Source organism: Streptomyces sp. NPDC030799 (genome assembly GCF_055572255.1).
Map to the genome: position 1 here is coordinate 198600 of NZ_JBVIDS010000004.1, position 21520 is coordinate 220119.

General features: G+C 72.6%; 25 protein-coding genes. 7 read left to right on the forward strand and 18 right to left on the reverse strand.

The window, feature by feature from the left end:
* Positions 1–4 precede the first annotated feature (4 nt).
* The gene (locus ACZ41I_RS11845) at positions 5–547 is read left to right on the forward strand and encodes a type 1 glutamine amidotransferase domain-containing protein (RefSeq protein ID WP_363216254.1); all 543 of its coding nucleotides are present in this window, start codon (positions 5–7) and stop codon (positions 545–547) included.
* 63 nt (positions 548–610) lie between these two features.
* Here the strand turns inward: ACZ41I_RS11845 and ACZ41I_RS11850 are convergent, their stop codons facing one another.
* Complete coding sequence (locus tag ACZ41I_RS11850) at positions 611–898, reverse strand: DUF6158 family protein (RefSeq protein WP_363216255.1); 288 nt, start codon at positions 896–898, stop codon at positions 611–613.
* A gap of 57 nt (positions 899–955) precedes the next feature.
* Here ACZ41I_RS11850 and ACZ41I_RS11855 point away from each other — a divergent pair, with 57 nt between their 5' ends.
* A complete protein-coding gene (locus ACZ41I_RS11855) occupies positions 956–2071 on the forward strand; it encodes a baeRF2 domain-containing protein (protein WP_468513969.1) in 1116 nt (371 codons plus the stop codon).
* A gap of 120 nt (positions 2072–2191) precedes the next feature.
* On the opposite strand, the gene ACZ41I_RS11860 is transcribed toward ACZ41I_RS11855, so the two are convergent.
* Positions 2192–3811, reverse strand: a complete 1620-nt coding sequence (locus ACZ41I_RS11860; RefSeq protein WP_468513970.1) for an ABC-F family ATP-binding cassette domain-containing protein — start codon at positions 3809–3811, stop codon at positions 2192–2194.
* Positions 3812–3976: 165 nt separating this feature from the next.
* Positions 3977–4633 carry a histidine phosphatase family protein gene (locus ACZ41I_RS11865; RefSeq protein ID WP_399766033.1) on the reverse strand — a complete coding sequence of 219 codons (657 nt, stop codon included), beginning with the start codon at positions 4631–4633 and terminating at the stop codon, positions 3977–3979.
* Between the two features lie 80 nt (positions 4634–4713).
* Between ACZ41I_RS11865 and ACZ41I_RS11870 the strand changes: the two genes are divergently transcribed.
* The 3 genes from ACZ41I_RS11870 (at position 4714) to ACZ41I_RS11880 (ending at position 7341) form a co-directional block, all read left to right on the forward strand.
* Positions 4714–6207 (forward strand): bifunctional phosphatase PAP2/diacylglycerol kinase family protein, encoded by a 1494-nt coding sequence (locus tag ACZ41I_RS11870; RefSeq protein ID WP_399766035.1) that lies wholly within the window; start codon positions 4714–4716, stop codon positions 6205–6207.
* Positions 6208–6306: 99 nt separating this feature from the next.
* On the forward strand, positions 6307–7128 hold the full coding sequence (locus tag ACZ41I_RS11875; RefSeq protein ID WP_468513971.1) for a class I SAM-dependent methyltransferase: 822 nt from the start codon (positions 6307–6309) through the stop codon (positions 7126–7128).
* Between the two features lie 42 nt (positions 7129–7170).
* Positions 7171–7341, forward strand: coding sequence for a hydrophobic protein (locus tag ACZ41I_RS11880; RefSeq protein WP_363216262.1), 171 nt, complete (start codon positions 7171–7173; stop codon positions 7339–7341).
* A gap of 7 nt (positions 7342–7348) precedes the next feature.
* Here ACZ41I_RS11880 and ACZ41I_RS11885 read toward each other — a convergent pair whose 3' ends face one another.
* The 13 genes from ACZ41I_RS11885 to ACZ41I_RS11945 all read right to left on the reverse strand — a co-directional run bounded on the left by ACZ41I_RS11885 (position 7349) and on the right by ACZ41I_RS11945 (position 17353).
* Complete coding sequence (locus ACZ41I_RS11885; RefSeq protein ID WP_363216264.1) at positions 7349–7630, reverse strand: gas vesicle protein K; 282 nt, start codon at positions 7628–7630, stop codon at positions 7349–7351.
* On the reverse strand, positions 7627–7836 hold the full coding sequence (locus ACZ41I_RS11890; RefSeq protein WP_399766043.1) for a gas vesicle protein: 210 nt from the start codon (positions 7834–7836) through the stop codon (positions 7627–7629). The genes ACZ41I_RS11885 and ACZ41I_RS11890 overlap by 4 nt, the downstream gene beginning before the upstream one ends.
* Positions 7833–8591: a GvpL/GvpF family gas vesicle protein gene (locus tag ACZ41I_RS11895; RefSeq protein ID WP_468513972.1), complete on the reverse strand. Its 759-nt coding sequence runs from the start codon at positions 8589–8591 to the stop codon at positions 7833–7835. Before ACZ41I_RS11895 ends, ACZ41I_RS11890 begins: the two co-directional genes overlap by 4 nt.
* Positions 8588–8923 (reverse strand): gas vesicle protein, encoded by a 336-nt coding sequence (locus ACZ41I_RS11900; protein ID WP_363216267.1) that lies wholly within the window; start codon positions 8921–8923, stop codon positions 8588–8590. Before ACZ41I_RS11900 ends, ACZ41I_RS11895 begins: the two co-directional genes overlap by 4 nt.
* Positions 8920–10068, reverse strand: coding sequence for an SRPBCC family protein (locus tag ACZ41I_RS11905; protein ID WP_468513973.1), 1149 nt, complete (start codon positions 10066–10068; stop codon positions 8920–8922). The genes ACZ41I_RS11900 and ACZ41I_RS11905 overlap by 4 nt, the downstream gene beginning before the upstream one ends.
* Positions 10065–10676, reverse strand: a complete 612-nt coding sequence (locus ACZ41I_RS11910; RefSeq protein WP_399766157.1) for a DNA primase — start codon at positions 10674–10676, stop codon at positions 10065–10067. Before ACZ41I_RS11910 ends, ACZ41I_RS11905 begins: the two co-directional genes overlap by 4 nt.
* A gap of 2 nt (positions 10677–10678) precedes the next feature.
* Positions 10679–10936 carry a gas vesicle protein GvpG gene (locus ACZ41I_RS11915; protein ID WP_399766052.1) on the reverse strand — a complete coding sequence of 86 codons (258 nt, stop codon included), beginning with the start codon at positions 10934–10936 and terminating at the stop codon, positions 10679–10681.
* Positions 10937–10971: 35 nt separating this feature from the next.
* The gene (locus tag ACZ41I_RS11920; RefSeq protein WP_468513974.1) at positions 10972–11739 is read right to left on the reverse strand and encodes a GvpL/GvpF family gas vesicle protein; all 768 of its coding nucleotides are present in this window, start codon (positions 11737–11739) and stop codon (positions 10972–10974) included.
* Positions 11736–12152, reverse strand: coding sequence for a gas vesicle structural protein GvpA (locus ACZ41I_RS11925; RefSeq protein WP_363216272.1), 417 nt, complete (start codon positions 12150–12152; stop codon positions 11736–11738). The genes ACZ41I_RS11920 and ACZ41I_RS11925 overlap by 4 nt, the downstream gene beginning before the upstream one ends.
* Before the next feature lie 70 nt (positions 12153–12222).
* Positions 12223–12594: a gas vesicle protein GvpO gene (locus ACZ41I_RS11930; RefSeq protein ID WP_468513975.1), complete on the reverse strand. Its 372-nt coding sequence runs from the start codon at positions 12592–12594 to the stop codon at positions 12223–12225.
* Between the two features lie 45 nt (positions 12595–12639).
* Complete coding sequence (gene ligD, locus ACZ41I_RS11935; RefSeq protein ID WP_399766061.1) at positions 12640–13605, reverse strand: non-homologous end-joining DNA ligase; 966 nt, start codon at positions 13603–13605, stop codon at positions 12640–12642.
* Complete coding sequence (locus ACZ41I_RS11940; RefSeq protein ID WP_399766064.1) at positions 13602–15449, reverse strand: transketolase; 1848 nt, start codon at positions 15447–15449, stop codon at positions 13602–13604. Before ACZ41I_RS11940 ends, ligD begins: the two co-directional genes overlap by 4 nt.
* 77 nt (positions 15450–15526) lie before the next feature.
* Complete coding sequence (locus tag ACZ41I_RS11945) at positions 15527–17353, reverse strand: NAD(P)/FAD-dependent oxidoreductase (protein WP_468513976.1); 1827 nt, start codon at positions 17351–17353, stop codon at positions 15527–15529.
* Positions 17354–17554: 201 nt separating this feature from the next.
* On the opposite strand from ACZ41I_RS11945, the gene ACZ41I_RS11950 reads away from it, so the two are divergent.
* Positions 17555–18508, forward strand: coding sequence for an LLM class F420-dependent oxidoreductase (locus ACZ41I_RS11950; protein ID WP_468513977.1), 954 nt, complete (start codon positions 17555–17557; stop codon positions 18506–18508).
* 15 nt (positions 18509–18523) lie between these two features.
* On the opposite strand, the gene ACZ41I_RS11955 is transcribed toward ACZ41I_RS11950, so the two are convergent.
* Positions 18524–18943: a phage holin family protein gene (locus tag ACZ41I_RS11955; RefSeq protein WP_468513978.1), complete on the reverse strand. Its 420-nt coding sequence runs from the start codon at positions 18941–18943 to the stop codon at positions 18524–18526.
* 80 nt (positions 18944–19023) lie between these two features.
* Here ACZ41I_RS11955 and ACZ41I_RS11960 point away from each other — a divergent pair, with 80 nt between their 5' ends.
* Entirely contained in the window at positions 19024–19371 is a 348-nt protein-coding gene (locus tag ACZ41I_RS11960; RefSeq protein WP_468513979.1) for a VOC family protein, read from the forward strand.
* A gap of 22 nt (positions 19372–19393) precedes the next feature.
* Here ACZ41I_RS11960 and ACZ41I_RS11965 read toward each other — a convergent pair whose 3' ends face one another.
* Entirely contained in the window at positions 19394–21394 is a 2001-nt protein-coding gene (locus ACZ41I_RS11965; protein ID WP_468513980.1) for a DUF5107 domain-containing protein, read from the reverse strand.
* Between the last annotated feature and the right edge of the window lie 126 nt (positions 21395–21520).

Consider the following 21520-nt stretch of genomic DNA (forward strand, 5'->3'; position numbering starts at 1 on the left):
CATCATGCGTATCGCATTTCTCGTGGCACCCGAGGGCGTCGAGCAGGTCGAGCTGACCGAGCCGTGGAAGGCGGCCTCCGACGCCGGGCACGAGCCGGTGCTGGTGTCGACGGAGCCGGGGAAGGTCCAGGCGTTCCACCATCTGGACAAGGCGGACACCTTCGACGTGGACGAGGTGGTGGGCGAGGCGTCGGCGGGGTCGTTCGGCGGTCTCGTACTGCCCGGCGGGGTGGCCAATCCGGACTTTCTGAGGATGGACGACAAGGCCGTGGCGTTCGTGAAGGACTTCTTCGACCAGAGCCGTCCGGTCGCGGCGATCTGCCACGCGCCGTGGACGCTGGTGGAGGCGGACGTCGTACGGGGCCGGGTGCTGACGTCGTGGCCGAGCCTGCGGACGGACATCCGCAACGCGGGCGGCACCTGGGTGGACGAGCAGGTCAAGATCTGCGACCACGGCTCCAATCAGCTGGTGACCAGCCGCAAGCCGGGCGATCTGAAGGCGTTCTGCGACGCGTTCCTGCACGTGTTCGCCGGGGAGCCCGGCTGACCTGCGGCGACGAGTGAGGGCCGGCCTGTCGGGGCCGGCCCTTTCTCTGCCGTGGCTGTCGGCTCAGGTGCCCGAGGTGCCGGGGTTCGCCGTCTCGCTGCAGCCGCGTTCGCGGGCGCCCTCGCGGGTGCGTCCGGCGCTCACCAGGCGGCGCGGGTTGCGGCGCAGGTATTCGCCCTCCAGCTGTGCCATGCGCTCGTTGTGGGCCCGCAGCGCGTCGTTGGAGCCGTACAGCAGAGTGTCGTGGCGCGTGCGGTGGATCGTCTCCAGCTCCTTCATGAGCTGCTGGTCGTCCAGCCGGCTGGGGTCGACTCCGGTCATCGTGGTGCCCCGCTCGTCGTGTTCGTTCATGGGGTACGGGTACCCGCCCGGCATGCACAGCCCCCGAGCGGTTTCCGGGAGGAATCCATGGAGCTCGCGTTCCTGAGTCCACTGTACGAACATCCGGGGTCCTGGGCCTCCGCATACGTCGACACCTCGGTGCACACGGAGGACCAGCAGCAACGCCGTCATCTGAGTGCGGAGGCGGTGACCCGGGAGCTGGCCCGGCAGGGGGCGGACGAGCCCACCTGCCAGGCGGTGCACGAGGCCCTGGAGCGTATGCGCCACGCGCCGGAGCCGTACGGGCGGGCGGTATTCGCCCGGGACGGCGAGGTGGTCCTGGAGGTGCCGCTGACGCGGGGTCCGCAGGGCGGCGAGGCGTACTGGGGTGCGCTGCCGCGGGTGACACCGCTGCTGGACCTCGCCGGCGAGGACCCGCTGTCGCTGGTCGCCCGCATCGACAGGACCGGCGCCCGCATCGAGCTGCGCAGTGCGCTGCTGCACGAGGAGGCCGGGCGGGTGACGGGCCGGCAGTGGCCCATGCACCGGTCGAAGGCGTCCGACTGGTCCGAGCGGCACTTCCAGCTGAAGGTGGAGGACACCTGGGAGCACAATGCGCGCGAGGTCGCCGAGGCACTCGCCGCGTGCCAGGAGGAGACCGGCGCCGACCTGCTGATCCTGTGCGGTGACGAGCGGGGGCGCAGGTCGGTGCACGAGCAGCTGCCGAAGGCGCTGCAGGACCGTGCGGTGGAGACGTCGCGCGGCAAGGACAGCAACCTGCTGCCGCAGGAAGTGGAGGAGATACGCGCGGAACACGTACGGCAGCGGATCCTGGCCGAGGTGGACCGGTACCGGGCGGCGCGGACACCGGACGAGGAGCGGCGGGCGGCCGCCGTCGAGGGCGTGCCGCAGCTGATCGAGGCGGCGCGCGAGCACCGGCTGGCCGAGCTGCTGATCCGCCCGGACGCGCCCGACACGCACCGCGAGGTGTGGATCGGCGAGGACCCGGACCAGCTGGCGGTCCGCCGTACGGAGCTGAGGGACATCGGCGAACAGCAGGCATGGCCGGCCCGCGCGGACGACGCACTGGTCCGGGCGGCCGTGGTGACGAACGCACCGGTCGTGTCGCTCACCCCGGTGCTCCAGGACACCGGGGACGAGGTCGCGGCGGGTGGCCTGGGGGCGCTGCTGCGCTGGAAATGACCGATGGCGCCGGAGCCAATGGAGCGCCGGGCAGCGGGAGCAAGGGGCGCGGAGCCGTGGCGACATGCGGCTTTGCCGCGCGGGCGCGACAAGCCACGACGGCGAGAGGGTGCGTGCCTCCTAGCGGGTGCGTGACACGCGGCGCTCGTCCCAGACGGGCTCCGGCGTCTCGCGGACGCGACCATCGCTGCCGAAGACCAGGTAGCGGTCGAAGCAGCGGGCGAACCACCGGTCGTGGGTCACGGCGAGGACCGTGCCCTCGAAGGCCTCCAGGCCCTCCTGAAGGGCCTCTGCCGACTCCAGGTCGAGGTTGTCGGTCGGCTCGTCCAGCAGCAGGGCGGTGGCGCCCGCCAGTTCCAGCAGCAGGATCTGGAAGCGGGCCTGCTGGCCGCCGGAGAGCCGGTCGAAGGTCTGCTCGGCCTGCTGGGTCAGCTCGTAGCGGCGCAGCCTCGACATGGCGGCGCCGCGGTCCTGGGAGTGCTCCTTCCACAGGATGTCGAGGAGGGTGCGGCCGTGGAGTTCGGGGTGCGCGTGGGTCTGCGCGAAGTGGCCGGGCACGACACGCGCGCCGAGCTTCCACTCGCCCGTGTGCGCGACGTCCTCGCCGGCCAGCAGACGCAGGAAGTGGGACTTGCCGGAGCCGTTGGAGCCGAGGACGGCGACCCGTTCGCCGTAGAAGACCTCCAGGTCGAACGGTTTCATCAGGCCGGTCAGTTCGAGTCGCTCACAGGTGACGGCCCGGACGCCGGTACGGCCGCCCTTCAGGCGCATGGTGATGTCCTGCTCGCGCGGCGGCTCCGGCGGCGGGCCCGCTTCCTCGAACTTGCGCAGGCGGGTCTGGGCGGCCGCGTACCGGGAGGCCATCTCGTGGCTGACGGCGGCGGCCTGCCGCAGGTTCAGGACCAGCTTCTTCAACTGGGCGTGCTTCTCGTCCCAGCGGCGGCGCAGCTCCTCGAAGCGGGCGAAGCGTTCGCGGCGGGCCTCGTGGTAGGTGGCGAAGCCGCCGCCGTGCACCCAGGCGTCGGCGCCGGCCGGGCCCGGCTCCACGGAGACGATCTTCTCGGCGGCGCGGGCGAGGAGTTCGCGGTCGTGGGAGACGAACAGGACCGTCTTGCGGGTCTCCTTGAGCTGCTCCTCCAGCCACCGCTTGCCGGGCACGTCGAGATAGTTGTCCGGCTCGTCCAGGAGCAGCACCTCGTCGGTGCCGCGCAGCAGCGCCTCCAGCACGAGGCGTTTCTGCTCGCCGCCGGAGAGGGTACGGACCAGGCGCCACTGGGCCTTCTCGTACGGCACGCCGAGGGCGGCGGTGGTGCACACGTCCCACAGGGTCTCGGCCTCGTAGCCGCGGGCCTCGGCCCAGTCGGCGAGTGCCTGTGCGTACGTCAGCTGGGCCGCCTCGTCGTCGACGGTGACGAGGGCGTGCTCGGCCTCGTCGACGGCCTTCGCCGCCTGGCGGATGCGGGGCGGGGCGACGGAGACGAGGAGGTCGCGTACGGTCGTCTCGTCGCGTACGGAGCCCACGAACTGGCGCATCACGCCGAGGCCGCCGCTGACGGTGACGGTGCCGGCGTGCGGCTTCAGCTCGCCGGAGATCAGCCGGAGCAGGGTGGTCTTGCCGGCGCCGTTCGGACCGACGAGCGCGACGGCGGCCCCTTCGCCGACCCGGAAGGACACGTCCCCGAGCAGGGTCCTCCCGTCGGGGAGGTGGTATTCGAGGTGCGCGGCTTCCAGATGTCCCATGGCCGGGCATTCTCCCGGGCGACTCAAGGACACGGCAAACCGTTATAGGGGGCACCAACGGTTTCCGGGGACGGCCATACGGCTGCCGGTGGGCCGAAACGATCGCCGGAGGCGCTGTCGGTTGCCGCGGGCCGGCGATCGGTTACCAGCCCCGCCGGCCTCCCCCTACCCCGCCGTCTCCACCCGCTCCCCCGTCGGGCCGCCCTCGGCCGCTGGTCGGACTGTGGCGCCCTGCCAGGACACTGCCTTCCAGATGCCGGACGGGGAGTTCTCCAGGATGATCACGCCGGTGTTCTTGAGGGGCCGGGCCGCGGCGAAGGGGATGTCGATGTTGGCGGCGCGGGCGGCGGTCCACATGCGGATCGCGGCGCCGTGGCTGACCATGGCGACGGTACGGGCACCGCTCGCGGCGGCCTCGGCGATCACGGCGTCGTACCGGGCGAGGGCCTCCTCGCCGCTCTCCCCGCCGGGGATGCGCAGCGCGGTGTCGCCGGCCGCCCAGGCGAACACCGTGCGCATGTACTCCCGGCCCTCGGGGGATTCGCCCGGCAGCATCTCCAGGTCGCCGGCGGAGACCTCGCGGATGCCGTCGCGGACGAGCACCTCCAGCCCGACGGCGGCGGCCAGCGGGGCGGCGGTGAGTCGGGTGCGCAGCAGCGGGGAGGCGTAGACGGCCTCGATGTCCTCGTCGGCGAGCGCCTCGGGCAGTGCGGCGGCCTGCGCCTCGCCGAGCGGGGTGAGCCCGGGGCCGGGCACGGCGGTGTCCAGCAGGTGGTCCACGTTGGACGGGGTCTCACCGTGGCGGACGAGGAGCAGGCGCATACGGGGGAACTCCTTGCGCGCCGGCCGGACCACGGCGCGGGCAGGAACAAGAAGCGGGCACTTCAGGGTAACCGCACCTCATGAGCCCAGACCTGGACCTGACTGCCCGTACGACCGGCCACGGCCCGCTGTGCCGGCTGCTCGATCTGGACGGCCGGCTGTTCGAGGCGGCCGCCGCCTGGCACTGGCCCGGCGCGGAGCGCGTGCTGCCCCGTCTCAGCCGCAGCGCGAACCACGGTGTGCTGTGGTTCGCGACAGCCGCCGCGATGGCCGCGAGCCGCACCCCGAGGGCCCGCCGGGCGGCCGCCCGGGGCCTGGCCTCGCTCAGCGTGGCCTCGCTGGCCATCAACACGATCGGCAAGCGCTCGGTGCGCCGGGCGCGGCCGGTACTGGACCCGGTGCCGCTGGTGCGGCAGCTGAAGCGGCAGCCGATCACCACGTCCTTCCCGTCCGGGCACTCCGCGTCGGCCGCCGCCTTCGCGACGGGGGTCGCGCTGGAGTCCCCGGCGTGGGGCGCGGCGGTGGCGCCGGTGGCGTTCTCGGTGGCGGCCTCCCGGGTGTACACGGGCGTGCATTTCCCGAGCGACGTACTGGCCGGGGCGGCGCTCGGCGCGGGTGCGGCCTTCCTGGTACGACGGCTGGTGCCGACCCGCGCCCAGGTGCGGCGGCCGGCCCGGCCGCGCGCCGAGGCGCCCGCGCTGCCGGAGGGCGACGGTCTGGTGATGGTCGCCAACCAGGGTTCGGGCGGCGCCGACCGGGCCCGGGCGTTGCAGGCGGCGCTGCCGGCGGCGGAAGTCGTCGAGTGTGCGCCGGAGGAGATCGGTGACGAGCTGGCGAAGGCGGCGGCCCGCGCGCGCGTGCTGGGTGTGTGCGGCGGCGACGGCACGGTGAACACGGCCGCCGGGGTCGCCCTGCGGCACGGACTGCCGCTCGCGGTGCTGCCCGGCGGCACCCTGAACCACTTCGCCTACGACCTCGGCGTGGAGGACGAACGCGATCTGGCCCGTGCGGTCCGGCACGGCGAGGCGGTGCGGGTGGACGCGGGCCGGTACCGCAGCGGCGGCGCCGAGGGCCTGTTCCTGAACACCCTGAGCCTGGGCGTCTACCCGGAGCTGGTGCGCGAGCGGGAGCGCTGGTCGCACCGGATCGGCGGCTGGCCGGCCGGGGTGCTGGGCGCGCTGCGGGTGCTGCGCGCGGACCGGCATCCGCTGGAGGTGGAGGTGGGCGGTCAACGGCGGCCGCTGTGGCTGCTGTTCGCCGGCAACGGCGTCTACCACCGGATGGGGCTCGCGCCCGGCCGGCGTACCGATCTCGCTGACGGGCTGCTGGACGTGCGCGTGGTGCACGGCGGCCGCCGGCCGGCGCTGCGGCTGCTGGCCGCCGCGGCGGCGGGCCCGCTGACCCGGTCCCCGGAGCATGCCGCGGTGCAGGTGAACCGGCTCCGGCTCACCGGTATCGCACCGGGGACCCCGCTGGCGTACGACGGCGAGGTGACGGCGGTGTCGGGCGAGCTCACCCTGGAGAAGCTGCCGGAGGCCCTGACGGTGTACCGCCCGTTGCGGACCGGCATTTGACAGGCTGTCAGTCCACATCTCGATACACAGATCTCATTATTCGGCATGCGCGCGTACCGTGATGCTTACCACCGGCGACGAGGGTGAAGGGGAACAGCCATGCCGAAAGCACAGGAAACCGCCGTCTACACGCACGGGCACCACGAGTCGGTACTGCGGTCGCACACCTGGCGGACCGCCGAGAACTCCGCGGCCCATCTGCTCGGCTCCCTGAAGCCCCACATGAAGATCCTGGACATCGGCTGCGGTCCCGGGACCATCACCGCCGACCTGGCGGAACGGGTCCCCGAGGGCCATGTCACCGGCGTGGACCACGCGCCGGGCATCCTGGAGCAGGCCCGGGCCACCGCCGCCGCGCGCGGTCTGGCCAACGTGGACTTCGCGGTCGCCGACGTGCACGCCCTGGGCTATCCGGACGACACCTTCTGCGTGGTCCACGCCCATCAGGTGCTCCAGCATGTCGGTGACCCGGTGCAGGCGCTGCGCGAGATGAAGCGGGTCACCAGGCCCGGCGGACTCATCGCCGTACGCGATGCGGACTACCCCGGAATGTCGTGGTATCCCGCGTCGCCCGGCATGGACGACTGGATGGACCTGTATCTGAGGGTGGCCCGGGCCAACGGCGGCGAGCCCGAAGGCGGGCGCCGGCTGAAGGCATGGGCGCTGGCCGCCGGGCTGACGGACATCACCGCCACCTCCAGCACCTGGACGTTCACCACACCCGAGGAGCGGGCCTGGTGGAGCGGCCTGTGGGCGGACCGGACCCTGGCCTCCGCCTACGCCGACCGGGCCACGCAGGGCGGTCACGCGACCGTGGAACAGCTGCGGGCCGTGTCCGAGGCCTGGCGCGCCTGGGGACGGCGGGAGGACGGCTGGTTCGCGGTCCTGCACGGGGAGATTCTGTGCCGTAAAGAAGCCTGAATCCCGGAATTCGGGAAACCCGGACTGCAGGAGGTTCAGACTATGGTTCCCATTCTGCTGGTACTGCTTCTGGCGCTGATTCTTTTCGGGGTCGGATTCGCGGTGAAGATTCTCTGGTGGATTGCTTTGGCGGTGCTCGTCGTCTGGCTGCTGGGTTTCCTGGTCCGCAGCACCACCGCCGACGGCGGCAGGGGCCGCTGGTATCGGTGGTGAAATGAGGTCAGCCGCGCGGAAGCAGCGGCCCGAGCGGCCCGAGGTCCAGATTCAGGTCCTCGGGCCGCAGTCCGTAGCGCTCGCGCAGCTCGGCCATCCGCTCCTCCAGGAGCATCAGGGTGAGCCCGATGCGCTCCTCCTGCTCCTCGGTCAGCTCACCGGTGTCGAAGCGCCGCACGGCCTGCCGTTCCATGAGCTGGCGCAGCAGTTCCACCACGGTCAGCACCAGTTTCACCAGGTCGCGCTCGACCGTGTCGGGTTCCAGGTCGAGCCGGTTGCGCGGGGTCACACGACCTCCTCGGGCGGGGGGACAACCAGTTCGAAGGGTGAGGGGACCGACTCGTTCACGGAGCTGATCAGGGCGTTCAGGTCGATGCGGACCAGGTCGACGTCCGCGATCCGCAGGGTGATGTCACCGGTGACGACCACGCCGCCGGCCAGCAGCCGGTCGAGCAGGTCGACGAGTGCGATCTCGCGCCGTTCCACGACGGTCACGACCCGGCCTCCCCCGTGAACGAATAGGCGGCCCAGGGGCCAGTGAGTTCGACCCGGATTCCGGGTGCCTCGTCCTTTGTGCGGTCCACGAGTTCCACGAATTCCTCGGAATGCATGCGCGGTACAAGATAGGCCGCGTTGAGGACGTTACGGCCGGGCGCAGCGGAAAGTGCGGAATTCTGCGGAGCGTGCAGCCGGTAATCCTCGGCGTACCGGCAGAGCCGCTCGTGCAGCGACCGGGCGAATTTCTCGGCGCGCTGCCACTGCTCCTCCTGGGCGTGGGTGCTCTCGCGCCGCCGGCGCAGATAGTCCCGGCCGCCGGCCGGCTTCGCCGCCTCGGGTTCGGGCTGGGCAGGCTCAGGCTCCAGGTACACCTTCACGCCCCACTCGACCCGGCCCTCCAGCCGGTCGAGGATGCGGCGGAAGTCGTCCTCCCGGGCCTCGATCATCGAGCGTACGCCGCTGCAGTCCCGGAAGACGGTCCCGAGCCGGAGCGGCAGCGGGGTGGTGACGGTGGTGAGCGCGTCGATCACACCCTGGTGCGCGCGGGCGGTCGCGGCCAGCCAGTCCAGATCCTCCAGATGGGCCTTGAGGGCCTCCTCGCTGAAGTCGGCCTCCGGGACCTGACTGACGACGGCGACCAGCCCATGGTGGTGCAGCAGCCCCGGCGGGGCGCCCCCGATGCCCGTGAGCTGGGACTGCAGGGGCGTCCCGAAGGGGCGGCAGACGGCGTAGACATAGCGCAGTCCGGTCATGGCGCCTCCTTCGGCACGTGGCCCGCTTCCAGCTCCTCCAGCCGGGCCAGCCGTTCTCTCAGCTCGGCGTTCTCCCGGGTCAGCTCGTCGCGGCGGGCCCGGGAGGACAGGGCCGGGTCGCTCTCCCACCAGTCGATGCCCATCTCCTTGGCCTTGTCGACCGAGGCGACGATGAGCCTCAGCTTGACGGTCAGCAGTTCGATGTCGAGCAGATTGATCCGGATGTCACCCGCGATCACCACGCCCTTGTCGAGCACGCGCTCCAGGATGTCGGCGAGGTTGGCTCCGCTGCTGTGGCCGTACGGATCGGGAAACCGGCTGGGCGTCGTCATCGACGGCTCCCGCGCCCGGCGTACTCGGGCTCCTCTTCTTCTTCGTCTTCCTCTTCGTCCTCGTACTCGTCCTCGGACTCCTCCGGCTCCTCTTCTTCCTCCTCCTCTTCCTCGTTCTCGCCCTCGTACTCCTCGGGCTCCTCCTCTTCCTCTTCCTCTTCTTCCTCGTCCTCGGCGCGGGGCTCCTCGGACTCCTCCTCCTCGGACTCCTCCTCCGCGGGCTCCTCCTCCGCGGGCTCCTCCTCTTCCGACTCCGCCTCTTCCTGCACCGCGTCCTCGTGGCTGCGGACCACCTCGCCGTCGCGGATCTCGCCGCGCCAGCCGTCCTCCGCCTCTCCCTTCATGGTGATGAAACGGGCGAAGTGCTTCAGGTCCAGCCTGGCCCGGCGGCCCTGGGCGCGCCACAGATTGCCGGTCTTCTCGAACAGACCGGACGGGTAGTACTCCATGACCAGCAGGACCCGGGTGAGGTTCTCCCCCAGCGGGTGGAAGGTCACGACGCCCTTGACGCTGCCCTTGGCGCCCTCGGACGTCCACTGGATGCGGTAGTCGGGTATCTGCTCGGTGACGTGCGCCTTCCAGCTGCGGGTGGACCAGAAGATCTTCGCCTGCCAGTCCGAGTCGGTGTCGCCGGCGCGGCTCGCGCTCTTGACGCCCTTGGCGAAGGTGGAGAACTCCTGGAACTGGGTCCACTGGTCGTAGGCGGTACGCACCGGCACGCCGACGTCGACGGACTCCATGATGACGGTGGGCTTGTTGCCCCCGCGGCCCTTTCTCTTGCCCTTGCCGCCCCCGAGGTTCTTGACCGCGTCCATCACGTTCTCCTTGGCGCGGGAGGCTCCCAGCTCCAGGACGGAGCGCAGCGGTCCCTTGCCCTCGGCGAGCTTGCGGCCGCCGTCGAGGGCCAGCTTGGCGAAGCCGGGGCTCTTGCCCTCGGCGATGTCGTTGAGCTTGACGGTGGTCTCGCCGAGCTTGCGGCCGAACCCGGTGAGCAGTCGCTGGGCCTGAGCGGCCAGGTACTCCTGGGCCTCGGCCTTGAGCCGGTCGGCGGCCTCGCTGTGGGCGAGGTCGGCGATCGGGTTGTCCTTCGCCGCGCCCGTGGCCTTGCCGGCCCCGGACGTGACCGACCCGAGGGTCTCGGTCATCGCTCCTCACCACCCTTCGACTCCCGGGTGCCGGCCGTCTTCTTCCCGGCCGTCTTGCGCGCCCCGCCGGTCTTCCTGGCCGCCGCCTTCTTCGCGGGGGCCGTCTTCTTCACCGCGGTCTTCTTGGCGGAGGCGTTCTTCGGCGGGGCCTTCTTGGCCGCCTTCTTGGCCGACGGCCTGTCCTCCCGCTCCTCGCGGTCACCGTCCTCCGGTGCCTCGCGGTCCTCCTCCCCGCGTGTCTCGCGGTCGCCGTCCTCCTCCCGCTCCTCATCGGAACCGGACTCGGGCAGCACCCCGGAGAGCTGGTCGCGCACCTGGGAGGTGCGACTGTGCAGCCGGTCGGCGAGCGTGCTCATCTGCCGCTCGACCATGGCCCCGGACGCGGCCTTGCCCACGCCCCGCAGATCCTGGCGCAGCTGATCGCCGATCTCCTTGAACTGCGGGTTGTCGCGCAGCTGCTGGCGCGCCATCGACGCGAGCGCCCCGGGGCCGAGGTTCAGCTTCTTGCCGGCGACCAGGGAGCCGACCGCGAGCGCCATTTTCAGTTTCTTCGTGCGTCCGAGCAGATATCCGGCCCCTATGGCGAGGCCCAGTGCCGTGCGGTTCATCATCACGTCCCGTCACCTGTGGTGTCGCCGGAGCGCAGGGCGATCTCCAGCCGGTCGAGCAGTTCGTCCTCGCGCCGGTCGAACTCCTCCTCGGTGATCTCACCCGCCTCCAGCTGTTCTTCGAGTCGGGCGAGTTCGGCCCGTACGGTGGCGGGGTCGTAGTAGATCCGTTCCGCCTCGCGGAGCACCTGGCCGATCGCCCAGCCGCTGCCGCGCACCGGTGCGAACGGCAGCAGCAGCACCTCCTTGATCAGTCCCATGGACTCCTCCTTCCGCGCGGGCCCCGCCCCGTCGCCTACGCCCCGGCGTCCGCGGCCGCGGTGTCGGCCGCCGGCTGGGAGGGGCCGGGCTCGACGAAGCTGTACGGCGGCAGCGGGCCGTTGACGCGCAGTTCCAGGTGGGGGTGGCCGGTGCGGACCCGCTCCACGGCGGCCAGGAACTCCTCGGCCGCGTCCCGGCCCACCAGGAACGAGACGTTGAGCAGCCAGCCGGTGGACTGCGGGCCGACGCTGACCGCGGCGGCGGCCGGCTCCAGCTCGGCCTGCACCTCGGCGGCGTCCTCGGCCTCCTTGGCCTTGACGGCGGCCGCGACCATCTCGCCGAGGCGCAGCTTGTCGTCGTAACTGCCGCCGCCGGCACGCCTGTTGGCCTCGGCGAGGGAGCGGATCTCCGCGTTCTCGGCCATCACACGGTGCAGCACGGCCTCTTCGACGTGGTTGGCCTTGACGTTGTACTCGACCCTGCCGTCCAGGGCCTTCAGTCGCTCCAGGTAGTGCTCCGCGCGGTCGGTCAGCACCTGGACGACCGTGTCGTCGTCGGGGGCGACGTTCCCGAACCGCATGGGCAGCACACACCCGGCCGCGCCGGTCTCGGCGAGCACGTTCTGGTGCGCGAGCAGGTCCCGGCGCTTGGCCCGCAGCCCCTCGGGGGCGTCGCTGACCACGGCGGCCAGCTCGCCCGCCGTGAGGACCCGCACCGGGCGGGCCGGCTCACCCACACCGGTCATGCCCTCGGGGAGGGCAGGGTGCGAGCGGGCGGTGATCCCGTAGACGTAGGTGCTCACTCCTGCTCCTCCTTCCGGCGGGTGGTGGACTTACGAGGGCGCCGAACTTCGCTGCCCTCCTCGCGGGCCTGCTTGAAGGCGTCGGAGATGGTCTCCGCAGCTCCCGACAGGGCGCCCTTGGACTTGCCGCGGGCACCGGACTCGGTGATCTCGCCGACCAGGTCGGGCAGCCCGGGGCTCTTGCGGGGGCCCGCCTCCAGGTCGAGACGGTTGCACGCCTCGGCGAACCGCAGGTAGGTGTCGACGCTGGCCACCACGACCCGCACGTCGATCTTCAGAATCTCGATGCCGACCAGGGAGACCCGCACGAAGGCGTCGATCACCAGTCCCCTGTCGAGGACGAGTTCGAGTACGTCGTAGAGGCCGCTGCTGCCGCCTCCGCCTCCGGTCTGCTGTGCCGGGACAACGGTCATGCCGGCCGTTCCTCCTCCTGAGTAGTCGGTGCCACGGTGGCTGCGCGGACGGGGCAGGCGGGCGGGCGGCCTACCGGCCGCCGGGTCGGCGCGCGTCGGCCCGCCCGCGTTCGTAGCGGCGAACGCGTCGGTAGCCGGTGAGCTGTCCGTCGCCGTCGAGCTCGACCTCGTAGCTCGCCATCAGGCTCATCGTGTCCGGCACCCTCGCGAGTTCGAGGACCTCCATTTCGAGCGCCCATCCGTTCTCGGTCTGCTCGAAGGAGGTCACCGACTCAGGGGCCAGCCCAGTGAGTTCGGCGAGCTGGCTACGGGCCTGGCGCAGCACCTCGATGGGGGCCGGCCGTCGCTCGTCCGCCTCGCTCCGCGTGTCGTTCTGTGGCTCCCGTGAATTCTGGGTTTCCCGTGAATTCTGTGACTGGGATGTGTTGTTTGTGTTCGACATGGCCACCTCCCTCTGCGGGTGGCCCCTCATCCCGTGGCCAAACCTTCAGGAGCGGATGTCCGCGAGACGCCGCCGCGCCGGGCCCAGGCCGCGCCCGCGGCTCGCCAGGCCGGCCCAGGGGTCGGTGCGGGCCTGGTCGAGGGCGTCGGCGATGGTCCAGCGACGCGCGTCGAGCCCGGGGTCGTCGAGCTGCTCCCAGGCGAGCGGCACGGCGACGGGCGCGCCGGGGCGGGCCCGGACGGTGTAGGGGGCGACGGCGGTCTGCGCGTAGGCGTTGCGCTGCACGTCGAGGTAGAGACGGTCGCCCCGGTCCTGCTTGCGGGCGGCGGTGGTGAGCCGGTCCGGGTGCCGGGAGGCGGCCAGCTCGGCCACGTCGCGGGCGAATCGGCGTACCTCGTCGAAGTCGTGGCGGCCGTTCAGCGGGACGACGAGATGGAGTCCGCGCGAGCCGGTCGTCATGGGCGCGGCGGGCAGCCCCAGCTCCTCCAGCAGCTCCCGCAGCCATCCGGCCGCCTCCCGCACCCGGGCGAAGTCGTCACCGGGGGTCCCCCCGGGCCCTTCGGGCGCCGGAGGAGGATCGAGGTCGAAGACCAGCCGGTCGGGGTGGTCGGCGCCGCCGGCCCGGTCGGTGCGCGCAAGCCAGCGGTGCAGGGTGAGACAGGCCTGGTCGGCGAGGTAGAGAAGGGTGGCGGTGTCGTCGCACACGACGTGCGTGACGGTGCCGCCCTCCTTGGCGACCTCGGCCCGCTTGATCCACTCCGGGTAGTGGTCCGGGGTGTTCTTCTGCATGAACCGCTGCCCGTCGACACCGTCCGGATACCGCTCCAGCATCAGCGGACGGCCCCGCAGGTGCGGCAGCAGCCAGGGCGCGACGGACCGGTAGTAGTCGGCGAGGTCGCCCTTGGTGTACTCCTTCGCACCCGCACGGCCCGGGAAGAGCACCTTCCCGGGCCGCTGGATCGCCACCGAACGGCGGCCCGCCCGCAGGGTCCGCGCGTCGGCGTCGCTCATCGCACGACCGCCTCCTCCACCAGCAGCTTGGCGGCCGCCGCGATGCCCACGGCGTCGATACCGGCCGCGTGCAACTGCTCGTCGGGCGCCGCCGAACCCGGCATGGTGCGCACCGCGAGCCGGACCAGCCGGGGTACGGGCCGGCCGTCGGCGAAGGCCTCCGCGACGGCGTCGCCCAGGCCGCCCTCGGCGTGGTGGTCCTCCACGGTGAGCAGACAGCCGGTCTCCTCGGCGGCCCGGCGCAGCGTGTCCACGTCGACGGGCTTGACCGAGTACAGGTCGATCACCCGCACCCGGATGCCGTCCTCCGCGAGCCGGTCGGCCGCGGCCAGTGCCTCCGGCACCGTGACCCCGGCCGCGACGACCGTCAGCCGGTCCTCCTCACTGGTGACGAGCGTCTTGCTGCCGCCCACCGGGAACTCCTCGTCGGGGCCGTAGATCACCGGTGTCTTGCCGCGCGAGGTGCGCAGATAGCGGATGCCGTCGAGGCCGGCCATGGCCGCGACCAGGCGGGCGGTCTGGTTGGCGTCGCACGGGTACAGCACGGTCGAGCCGTGCACGGCACGGAACATCGCCAGGTCCTCCAGGCCCATCTGCGAGGGCCCGTCCTGCCCGATCGCGACACCGGCGTGCGAGCCGACCAGGTTGATGCCGGAGCCGCTGATGGACGCCATGCGCACGAAATCGTGGGCACGGGTGAGGAACGCGGCGAACGTGGAGGCGTACGGCAGCAGACCCCGGGTGGCCATGCCGACGGCCGCGGCGACCAGCTGCTGCTCGGCGATGTAGCACTCGAAGAACCGCTCGGGGTGCGCCTTGGCGAACTCCTCGGTGCGGGTGGAGTCGCCGACCTCGCCGTCCAGGGCGACGACGTCGCCGCGGGCGGTGCCGAGTGCGGCGAGGGCCGCGCCGAAGGCGTCCCGGGTCGCGACCTCGTCGCCCTCGTCGTAGCGCGGGAGCTGGAGCACCTCGGTGGTCAGGTCCCGCAGCGCGGCGGCGGCCGGCGGCTCGCTGACCCTCACGTGCAGCTCGCGCGGTCCGCCGAGTTCGGCGATGGCCTCGTCGGCGTCCGGCAGCGGTTTGCCGTGGTGGCCCTCCAGGTCCTCGACGGCGGCGACGCCCTTGCCCTTGAGGGTGCGGGCGAGGATCACAACGGGCTGCCCGGCCGTGGACAGCGCCTCGCCGTAGGCCCGGTCGATCTTGTCGACGTCATGGCCGTCGATCTCGACGGTGTGCCAGCCGAAGGCCTGGAAGCGGCGGGCGTAGGCGTCCAGGTCGTGGCCGTGCCGGGTGGGGCCGCGCTGGCCGAGCCGGTTGACGTCCACGATCGTGATCAGGTTGTCCAGGTGCTCGTGCCCGGCGTGTTCGGCGGCCTCCCACACCGAGCCCTCCGCCAGCTCGCTGTCGCCGCACAGCACCCACACCCGGTAGCCGGTGTGCTCCAGGCGCTTGCCGGCGAGGGCGATGCCGACGGCCACCGGCAGGCCCTGGCCGAGGGATCCGGTGGCCGTCTCCACCCAGGGCAGCCGCCGGGGCGTCGGATGCCCTTCGAGCCGGCTGCCGATCCTGCGGAAGGTGAGCAGCTCGCCGTCCTCGATGGCACCGGCCGCCTTGTACGCGGCGTACAGCAGCGGCGAGGCGTGGCCCTTGGACAGCACGAAGCGGTCGTTGGCCGGGTGTTCGGGGCGTTCGAAGTCGTAGCGCAGATGGTTCGCGAGGAGGACGGCCATCAGGTCGGCGGCGGACATCGAGGAGGTCGGGTGCCCGGATCCCGCGGCGGCGGACGCCCGCACACTGTCCACGCGCAACTGCTGTCCCAGTTCTGCGAGTTCGGCGGTCTTCATGAGTCTCCTTGCACAGAGTCGAGTGGAGTCCGGGGGGCGGCACGGCCGGGCCCCGATCGGCAATCACGCCCGACCGGTCACCGGCCGGCAGAGTCCGGAGGATCGGCACGCTTCACCGGCCCGGGGGCGGGGTGACCCGGCCTGACCGGGCCGGGGGCGGGGCGGTCCGGGGCGTCGGTACGCCTGACCGGGCCCGGCGCGGGGTGGTCCGGCCCATTCGCACGCCTGACCGATCCGGGAGCCGGGCGCTCCGGCGGGTCCGTACGCTTCACGGGCCCGGGAGCGGGGTGATCCGGGGCGTCGGTACGCCTGACCGGGCCGGGGGCAGGGTGATCCGGCGCCTCCGTACGCCTGACCGGACCGGGAGCGGGGCGCTCCGGCGGGTCCGTGCGCCTGACCGGGCCCGGCGCGGGGTGGTCCGGCGCCTCCGTACGCCTGACCCGACCGGGAGCCGGGCGCTCCGGCGGGTCCGTACGCCTGACCGATCCGGGAGCCGGGTGGTTGCCGGGTTCGGCGGGCGCTGGTTCGCGTGTGCGTTGCCGGTCGTCCGGCCCTCCCGGCGGCGCTGCCTGGTCCGGTCCGTCGGGTCGGGCAGGGCCGGCCGGGACGCGTGCCAGTTCCGGGGAGGCCGTGTCCAGGGGGACCGACCAGGAGCGTACGAGGCCCAACTGGACGCCCTGGCGCGGCAGTACCGCGTCCAGCAGCCAGTCGGCGGCCACCCGGATGCGGCCCGCGGGCAGCGCGGCCAGATGGTAGCCGCGGGTGACCGCGCCGGCCGCCGGACCGGACAGCGGGACGCCGAACGGGTTGGCGGCGGCCCGGACCCCGCCGAGGTCGACCGCGAAACCCAGGTCGCGGTGACGGTAGGGCCGTCGGCGCCGGCCGAGGCCGAGCGAGGCGGCCACGTTCTCCCCCGCCACCCGCCCCTGCCGCCACGCGTGCTGTGCCGTCATCGGCGTGAACGACCCGGGGCGCTCCAGGTCCGGTACCGCCGCCGCGTCCCCGCAGCCGGACACCTCGGGCCGGCCCGGCACCCGCAGATGCGGGTCCACGATCAGCCGGCCCCGCTCCAGCGGCTGCCCGACGCCCTCCACCAGCGGATCCGGACGCACACCCACGCACCACACCAGGGTCCGGGTCGGCACGAACTCCCCGTCGGTGAGCAGCACCCCGTCATGGGTGGCCTCCTTCACCGACGTGCCCGTCCGTACCTCCACACCCCGCACCCGCAGCACCCGGTCGGCGGTGCGGGACAGCCGCGGGTCCAGCTCCGGCAGCACGCGCTCAGCCATGTCCAGCAGCAGCCAGCGGGGCCGCACCCCGCCGGGCAGCGGGCTCCGGCGCGCCAGCCGGTCGGTGAGCAACTGCATGTGGGCGGCCACCTCGGTACCGGTGTAGCCGGCACCGACCACCACGAACGTGCACCGGGCGGCGCAGGCCTCCGCGTCCTCCTGCGCGGCGGCGAGCTCCACCTGCCGGGTCACGTGGTCGCGCAGGTACAGCGCCTCCGGAAGCCCGCGGAACCCGTGTGCGTGCTCGGCGACCCCCGGAATGGGCAGCAGCTTGTTGACGCTGCCGACGCTGAGTACCAGCCGGTCGTACCCGAGCGTGCCGGCGCCGCCCTCCGGGTCGGTGTAGTGGACCGTGTGCCCGTCCAGGTCGACACGGTCCGCTTCGCCGAGCACCAGCCGTACCCCGCGCAGCGTGCCCGGCAGCGACACGGTGACCCTGCGGGCCTCCAGGACACCGGCGGCGACCTGGGGCAACAGCGGCAGGTACAGGAAGTAGTCGGTCGGGTTCAACAGCGTGATGTCGGCCCGGTCGCGGGTCAGGCGGGCCAGTGTGCGAGCAGCCCGGTACCCGGCGAAACCGGCGCCGACGATCACGACGTGAGGTCGGCTCACGGTGCGCCTCCGGCGGTGTGGCTCGTCCGAGGCTTTCCGCGTAACCGGGGCCGGGGCACCCAAACGCCGGGCGGGTCACCCGTACGCCGGTCACGGCACCCGAACGCGGCACCGTCCCGCGTTTCGCAGCGGGGCCCCCGGTTACCCGGGCCCGGGCCGGATCACCTCCTGACCGGCCGCGCCGACACGGAGGTACGTTCCATGCCCGAGTACGGCTATTTCCTGGCGAGCGAGGAACACGACCCCGCCGCGCTCGTCGAGCAGGCCCGGATGGCCGAGCAGGCCGGCTTCCGGGCGCTGTGGATCTCGGACCACTTTCACCCGTGGAACGGCGCGCAGGGACAGAGCGCGTTCGTGTGGTCGGTGATCGGCGCCCTCTCGGAGGCGGTGTCGCTGCCGATCGAGACGGCGGTGACCTGCCCGACCGTGCGGATGCATCCGGCGGTGACGGCGCAGGCCGCGGCGACGAGCGCGGTGATGACCGAGGGCCGGTTCCGGCTCGGCGTCGGCACGGGCGAGGCGCTCAACGAGCACATCCTCGGCGACCCCTGGCCCCCGCTGCACGTCCGCCTGGAGATGCTGGAGGAGGCGATCCAGGTGATGCGCCGGCTGTTCACCGGCGAGGAGGTCAACCACCACGGCACGCACTACACCGTGGAGAACGCGCGCCTGTACACGGTGCCCGACGAGCCCGTCCCGATCGACATCTCCGGTTTCGGGCCGAAGGCGACGTCGCTGGCCGCGCGGGTGGGCGACGGCTACATCACGATGATGCCGGAGGAGGAGATGGTCACGCAGTTCCGCAAGGGCGGGGGCGGCACGAAGCCGGTCAGCGGCGGCACGAAGGTCTGTTACGGCACCGATCGCGACGAGTGCGTCCGTACGGTGCACTCGCTCTGGTACAACGAGCTGCTGCCCGGCGAGATGGGGCAGGTGCTGCCGTCGCCGCGGCACTTCGAGCAGCTGCACGAGCTGGTCACCGAGGACATGGTCGGCGAGAAGGTGGTGTGCGGGGACGATGCCGAGCAGCACGTGTCCACTCTGAGGGCGTTCGCCGACGCCGGGTTCGATCGGGTGTACGTGAATCAGATCGGGCCGGACCAGCGGGGGTTCTTCGATTTCTATCGGGCGAAGGTGCTGCCACAGCTGGGGTGACGTACCCGGAGGAGCTCAGGCCCTGTGGCGGCCGGTCTCCGGGGGTTCCGTCGGCATCGGCGGGTACGGCATGCCCAGGCCGCTCGGTGGCGCGGCCGGGGCGGTGCCGCCGATGACCCGGGCCGGCGGCGACGGGTGGCTGTGTTTCGGACGGGCCGCGCCCCGCAGCACACAGGCCGCCGCGCCCAGGATCGCCGCCGTGATCAGGGCGGCGGCCCAGCCGGGCAGGCCGATCGCCAGGGCGAGACCCACCGCCAGGGCCACGGCCGCGCCCGCGTACAGGGCGACGGCGCCGGACGCGGCGTACAGCAAGGCCGTACGGCGCTGCTTGCGGCTCTGCTCGCGCAGTTCGTCGCGTACCGTCTCGCGCGCCACCTGCGCCAGCTCTTCGGCAAGGTGCTTGTCCAGGTGTTCCAGGTGATCCAAACGGTCCATGTCCTGCGGGTACCCGGCGGACACGGTGGGTAACGCGGGCGCCCTGCACGGCCGGGGACGCCCCAACTAGGCTCGGACGCATGGAGATTCTGGGCGCCTCGCTGCGCATCTGCGTCGACGACCTCGAAACCGCGATCCCCTTCTACGAGCGGCTGGCGGGCGGCAGAGCCCTGCGTTTCGAGCGCGGCGGGGTCCAGGTCGCCGCGATCGGCTCCTTTTTGCTGATGAGCGGCCCGGAGGAGGAGCTGGAGATCCTGCGCCGGGTGGCGGCGACCATCGCGGTCAAGGACGTGGACGAAGCCCACCGGCTGCTGACCGACCTGGGCGCGCGGATCGTCGCGGGGCCGGTGCCGACGCCGGTGGGCCGGAATCTGCTGGCGATGCACCCGGACGGGTCGGTCTTCGAGTACGTCGACCAGCGGAGCTGAGCAGCCCGGCCCCCCCAGCCGCTCAGGCCGTCCCGGGCCGCATCCGGAAGTCGTAGCGGGCGGGCAGCGGCTCGTCGGTGAGGCGGGCCCACAGCCGGCCGATCGTCTCCTCCGCCTCCCGCAGGTCGGCGACCTCGAACCCGGCGTCGAAGACGGCCCGTGCCTCGTCGGGCCTTCCCTCGGCGAGCAGCAGTTCGGCCTCCAGGAGCCGGAACCGGCCGCGCCGGCGGACGGCGGGCAGCAGCCGGTTCCAGACGGCCCGGGCGTCCGCCGTCCGCCGCACCCGGAGCAGCGCCTCAAGGGTTTCCCGGCCGAGCGCGGCCACGGCGGCGGTCCATGCCTCACCGTCGTCGCGCCGCTCCCGGCACAGGTCGTCGAAGGCGTCGGCGTAGCGGTCGGCGGCCCTCCGCCACCCTTCGGGCGGGAGGACTCCCATCTCGCCTCGCTCGTGGTGGCCGGACTCCTGGTCGGCGACGGCCAGACAGCGCAGCAACGGCCACAGCGACGGGGCGAGCAGGAGGGCGCGCTCCCAGCTGCGGACGGCCTGGGCACGGTCGCCTGCGTGCCACTGGGCGATCCCGAGGTGGTACTCGGTGTGCGGGGTGGCGGGCGCGGCCTCCAGCATGTCCCGCCAGTGCGGGCCGACGAGGGTTTCACCGGGCGGCCGTACCCGGCGCGGCTCGGGCAGGCATCCGGTGCGCAGCAGTTCCAGCCAGGGTGCCTGTGGCTCGCCGAGGGTGGACTGCGGGAACGGGGTGCCGGGCAGCTTCCAGTCGGCGCGCAGCACTTCGAGCGCGCCCCAGCCGGATCCGGTGGCCAGCGTCTCGCCGGGTTCGGTGTCGGCGTACGGTTTCCAGGCCGCGTACGCCTCCTCGACACGGGTGCGGGGCAGGGCCGACTCCAGCCGTTCCCCGGCCTCCTGGACGACGCGCGTCCACTCACCGGCGGGCGACGCGACGAGCGGGCCGTACGCCTCCAGCCAGGACACCTCGCTCTCGGCCTGCAGCCGGACGTGTTCCAGCTGGGTGCGGGCGAGGCCGGCCTGGATCTCGCAATAGCCGCCGGTACCGGGTTCGGTCAGCCACTCCTGCCAGCGCCGTCCGCCGGGCCGGTGGCCCCATACGAAGAGCTTGCGGCCGCGCAGCACGTCCGTGGAGGTCTGCACCAGCCCGTGCCCGTCGGCGTCCAGCGCGGCGATCCAGCGGCGGCGCCCGTCCGGCACGTCGTAGAAGTAGTCGGCGGCACAGGGGCTGTTGAGGGGGTGGGTACGGTCGATGCCGTCGTACGACGGGACGGGCACGCGGCGCAGCCGGCGCTCGTGGTCGAGGTGCCATGCCTCCTCGGCCGGGGCGAGGACCCGGACCTCCTCCGGCACCGCGATGTTCGACCACCAGTAGGTCGGCACGGGCCGCTCGTGCGGGTTGCGGATGCGGACACCGGCGTAGAGGAAGTCGGATCCGTCGGGCAGCCACAGGTCCACCTGGAAGGGCAGGTCGCGCAGGCGCTCCCACTCCCACAGGCGCAGCATCTCGGTGCCGTCCGGTGCGCGGACGCGGGCGGCGTGCACAGGAGCGCAGGAGAGGGTGGTGTGGCCGGTGGCGCCGATGTTCCATTCGATGCCGCCGGAGTACCAGGCGCCGTTGAGGGCGAAGTTGGCCGGCTGGAACACCGGGTTGCGGTAGAGGAGTTCGCGGCCGGTGGGCAGGTGGAGCAGGGAAACGACACGGCCGCCGAGGCCGGGCAGGACGGTGGCGCGCAGCCGGTCGTTCTCGATCACCAGGGCGTCGAGGGCGCGGGGTTCGCGGGTTCTGTCGTAGCCGTCGCGGACGCGGACCGGGAGGAGGCTGTGCAGCGGTGCGTAGCCCAGCCGGCGGGCCATGTCCCCGGGCAGGCCGTCCCGGTCGCGGTCGTCGATGCGGTGCACCTCGTCGAGGGGGCGCAGCGGGGGCAGGGGGTTGTCCGGGCCCAACTGCGCGGCGGGCAGCGTCAGTACCTCACGTCGGATCCTCGTCACGATGACCATGGAACCCGGCGGCACGGCACTCGGCCAGGGGACCTGCTGGTCAGGATTGCGCAAAGGCGTCCACGGCCGGGCCGGCGGGCGGCTCGGCCGGTTCGGCGGGGTTCGGGCCGTCCGGGGCGGGGCTGT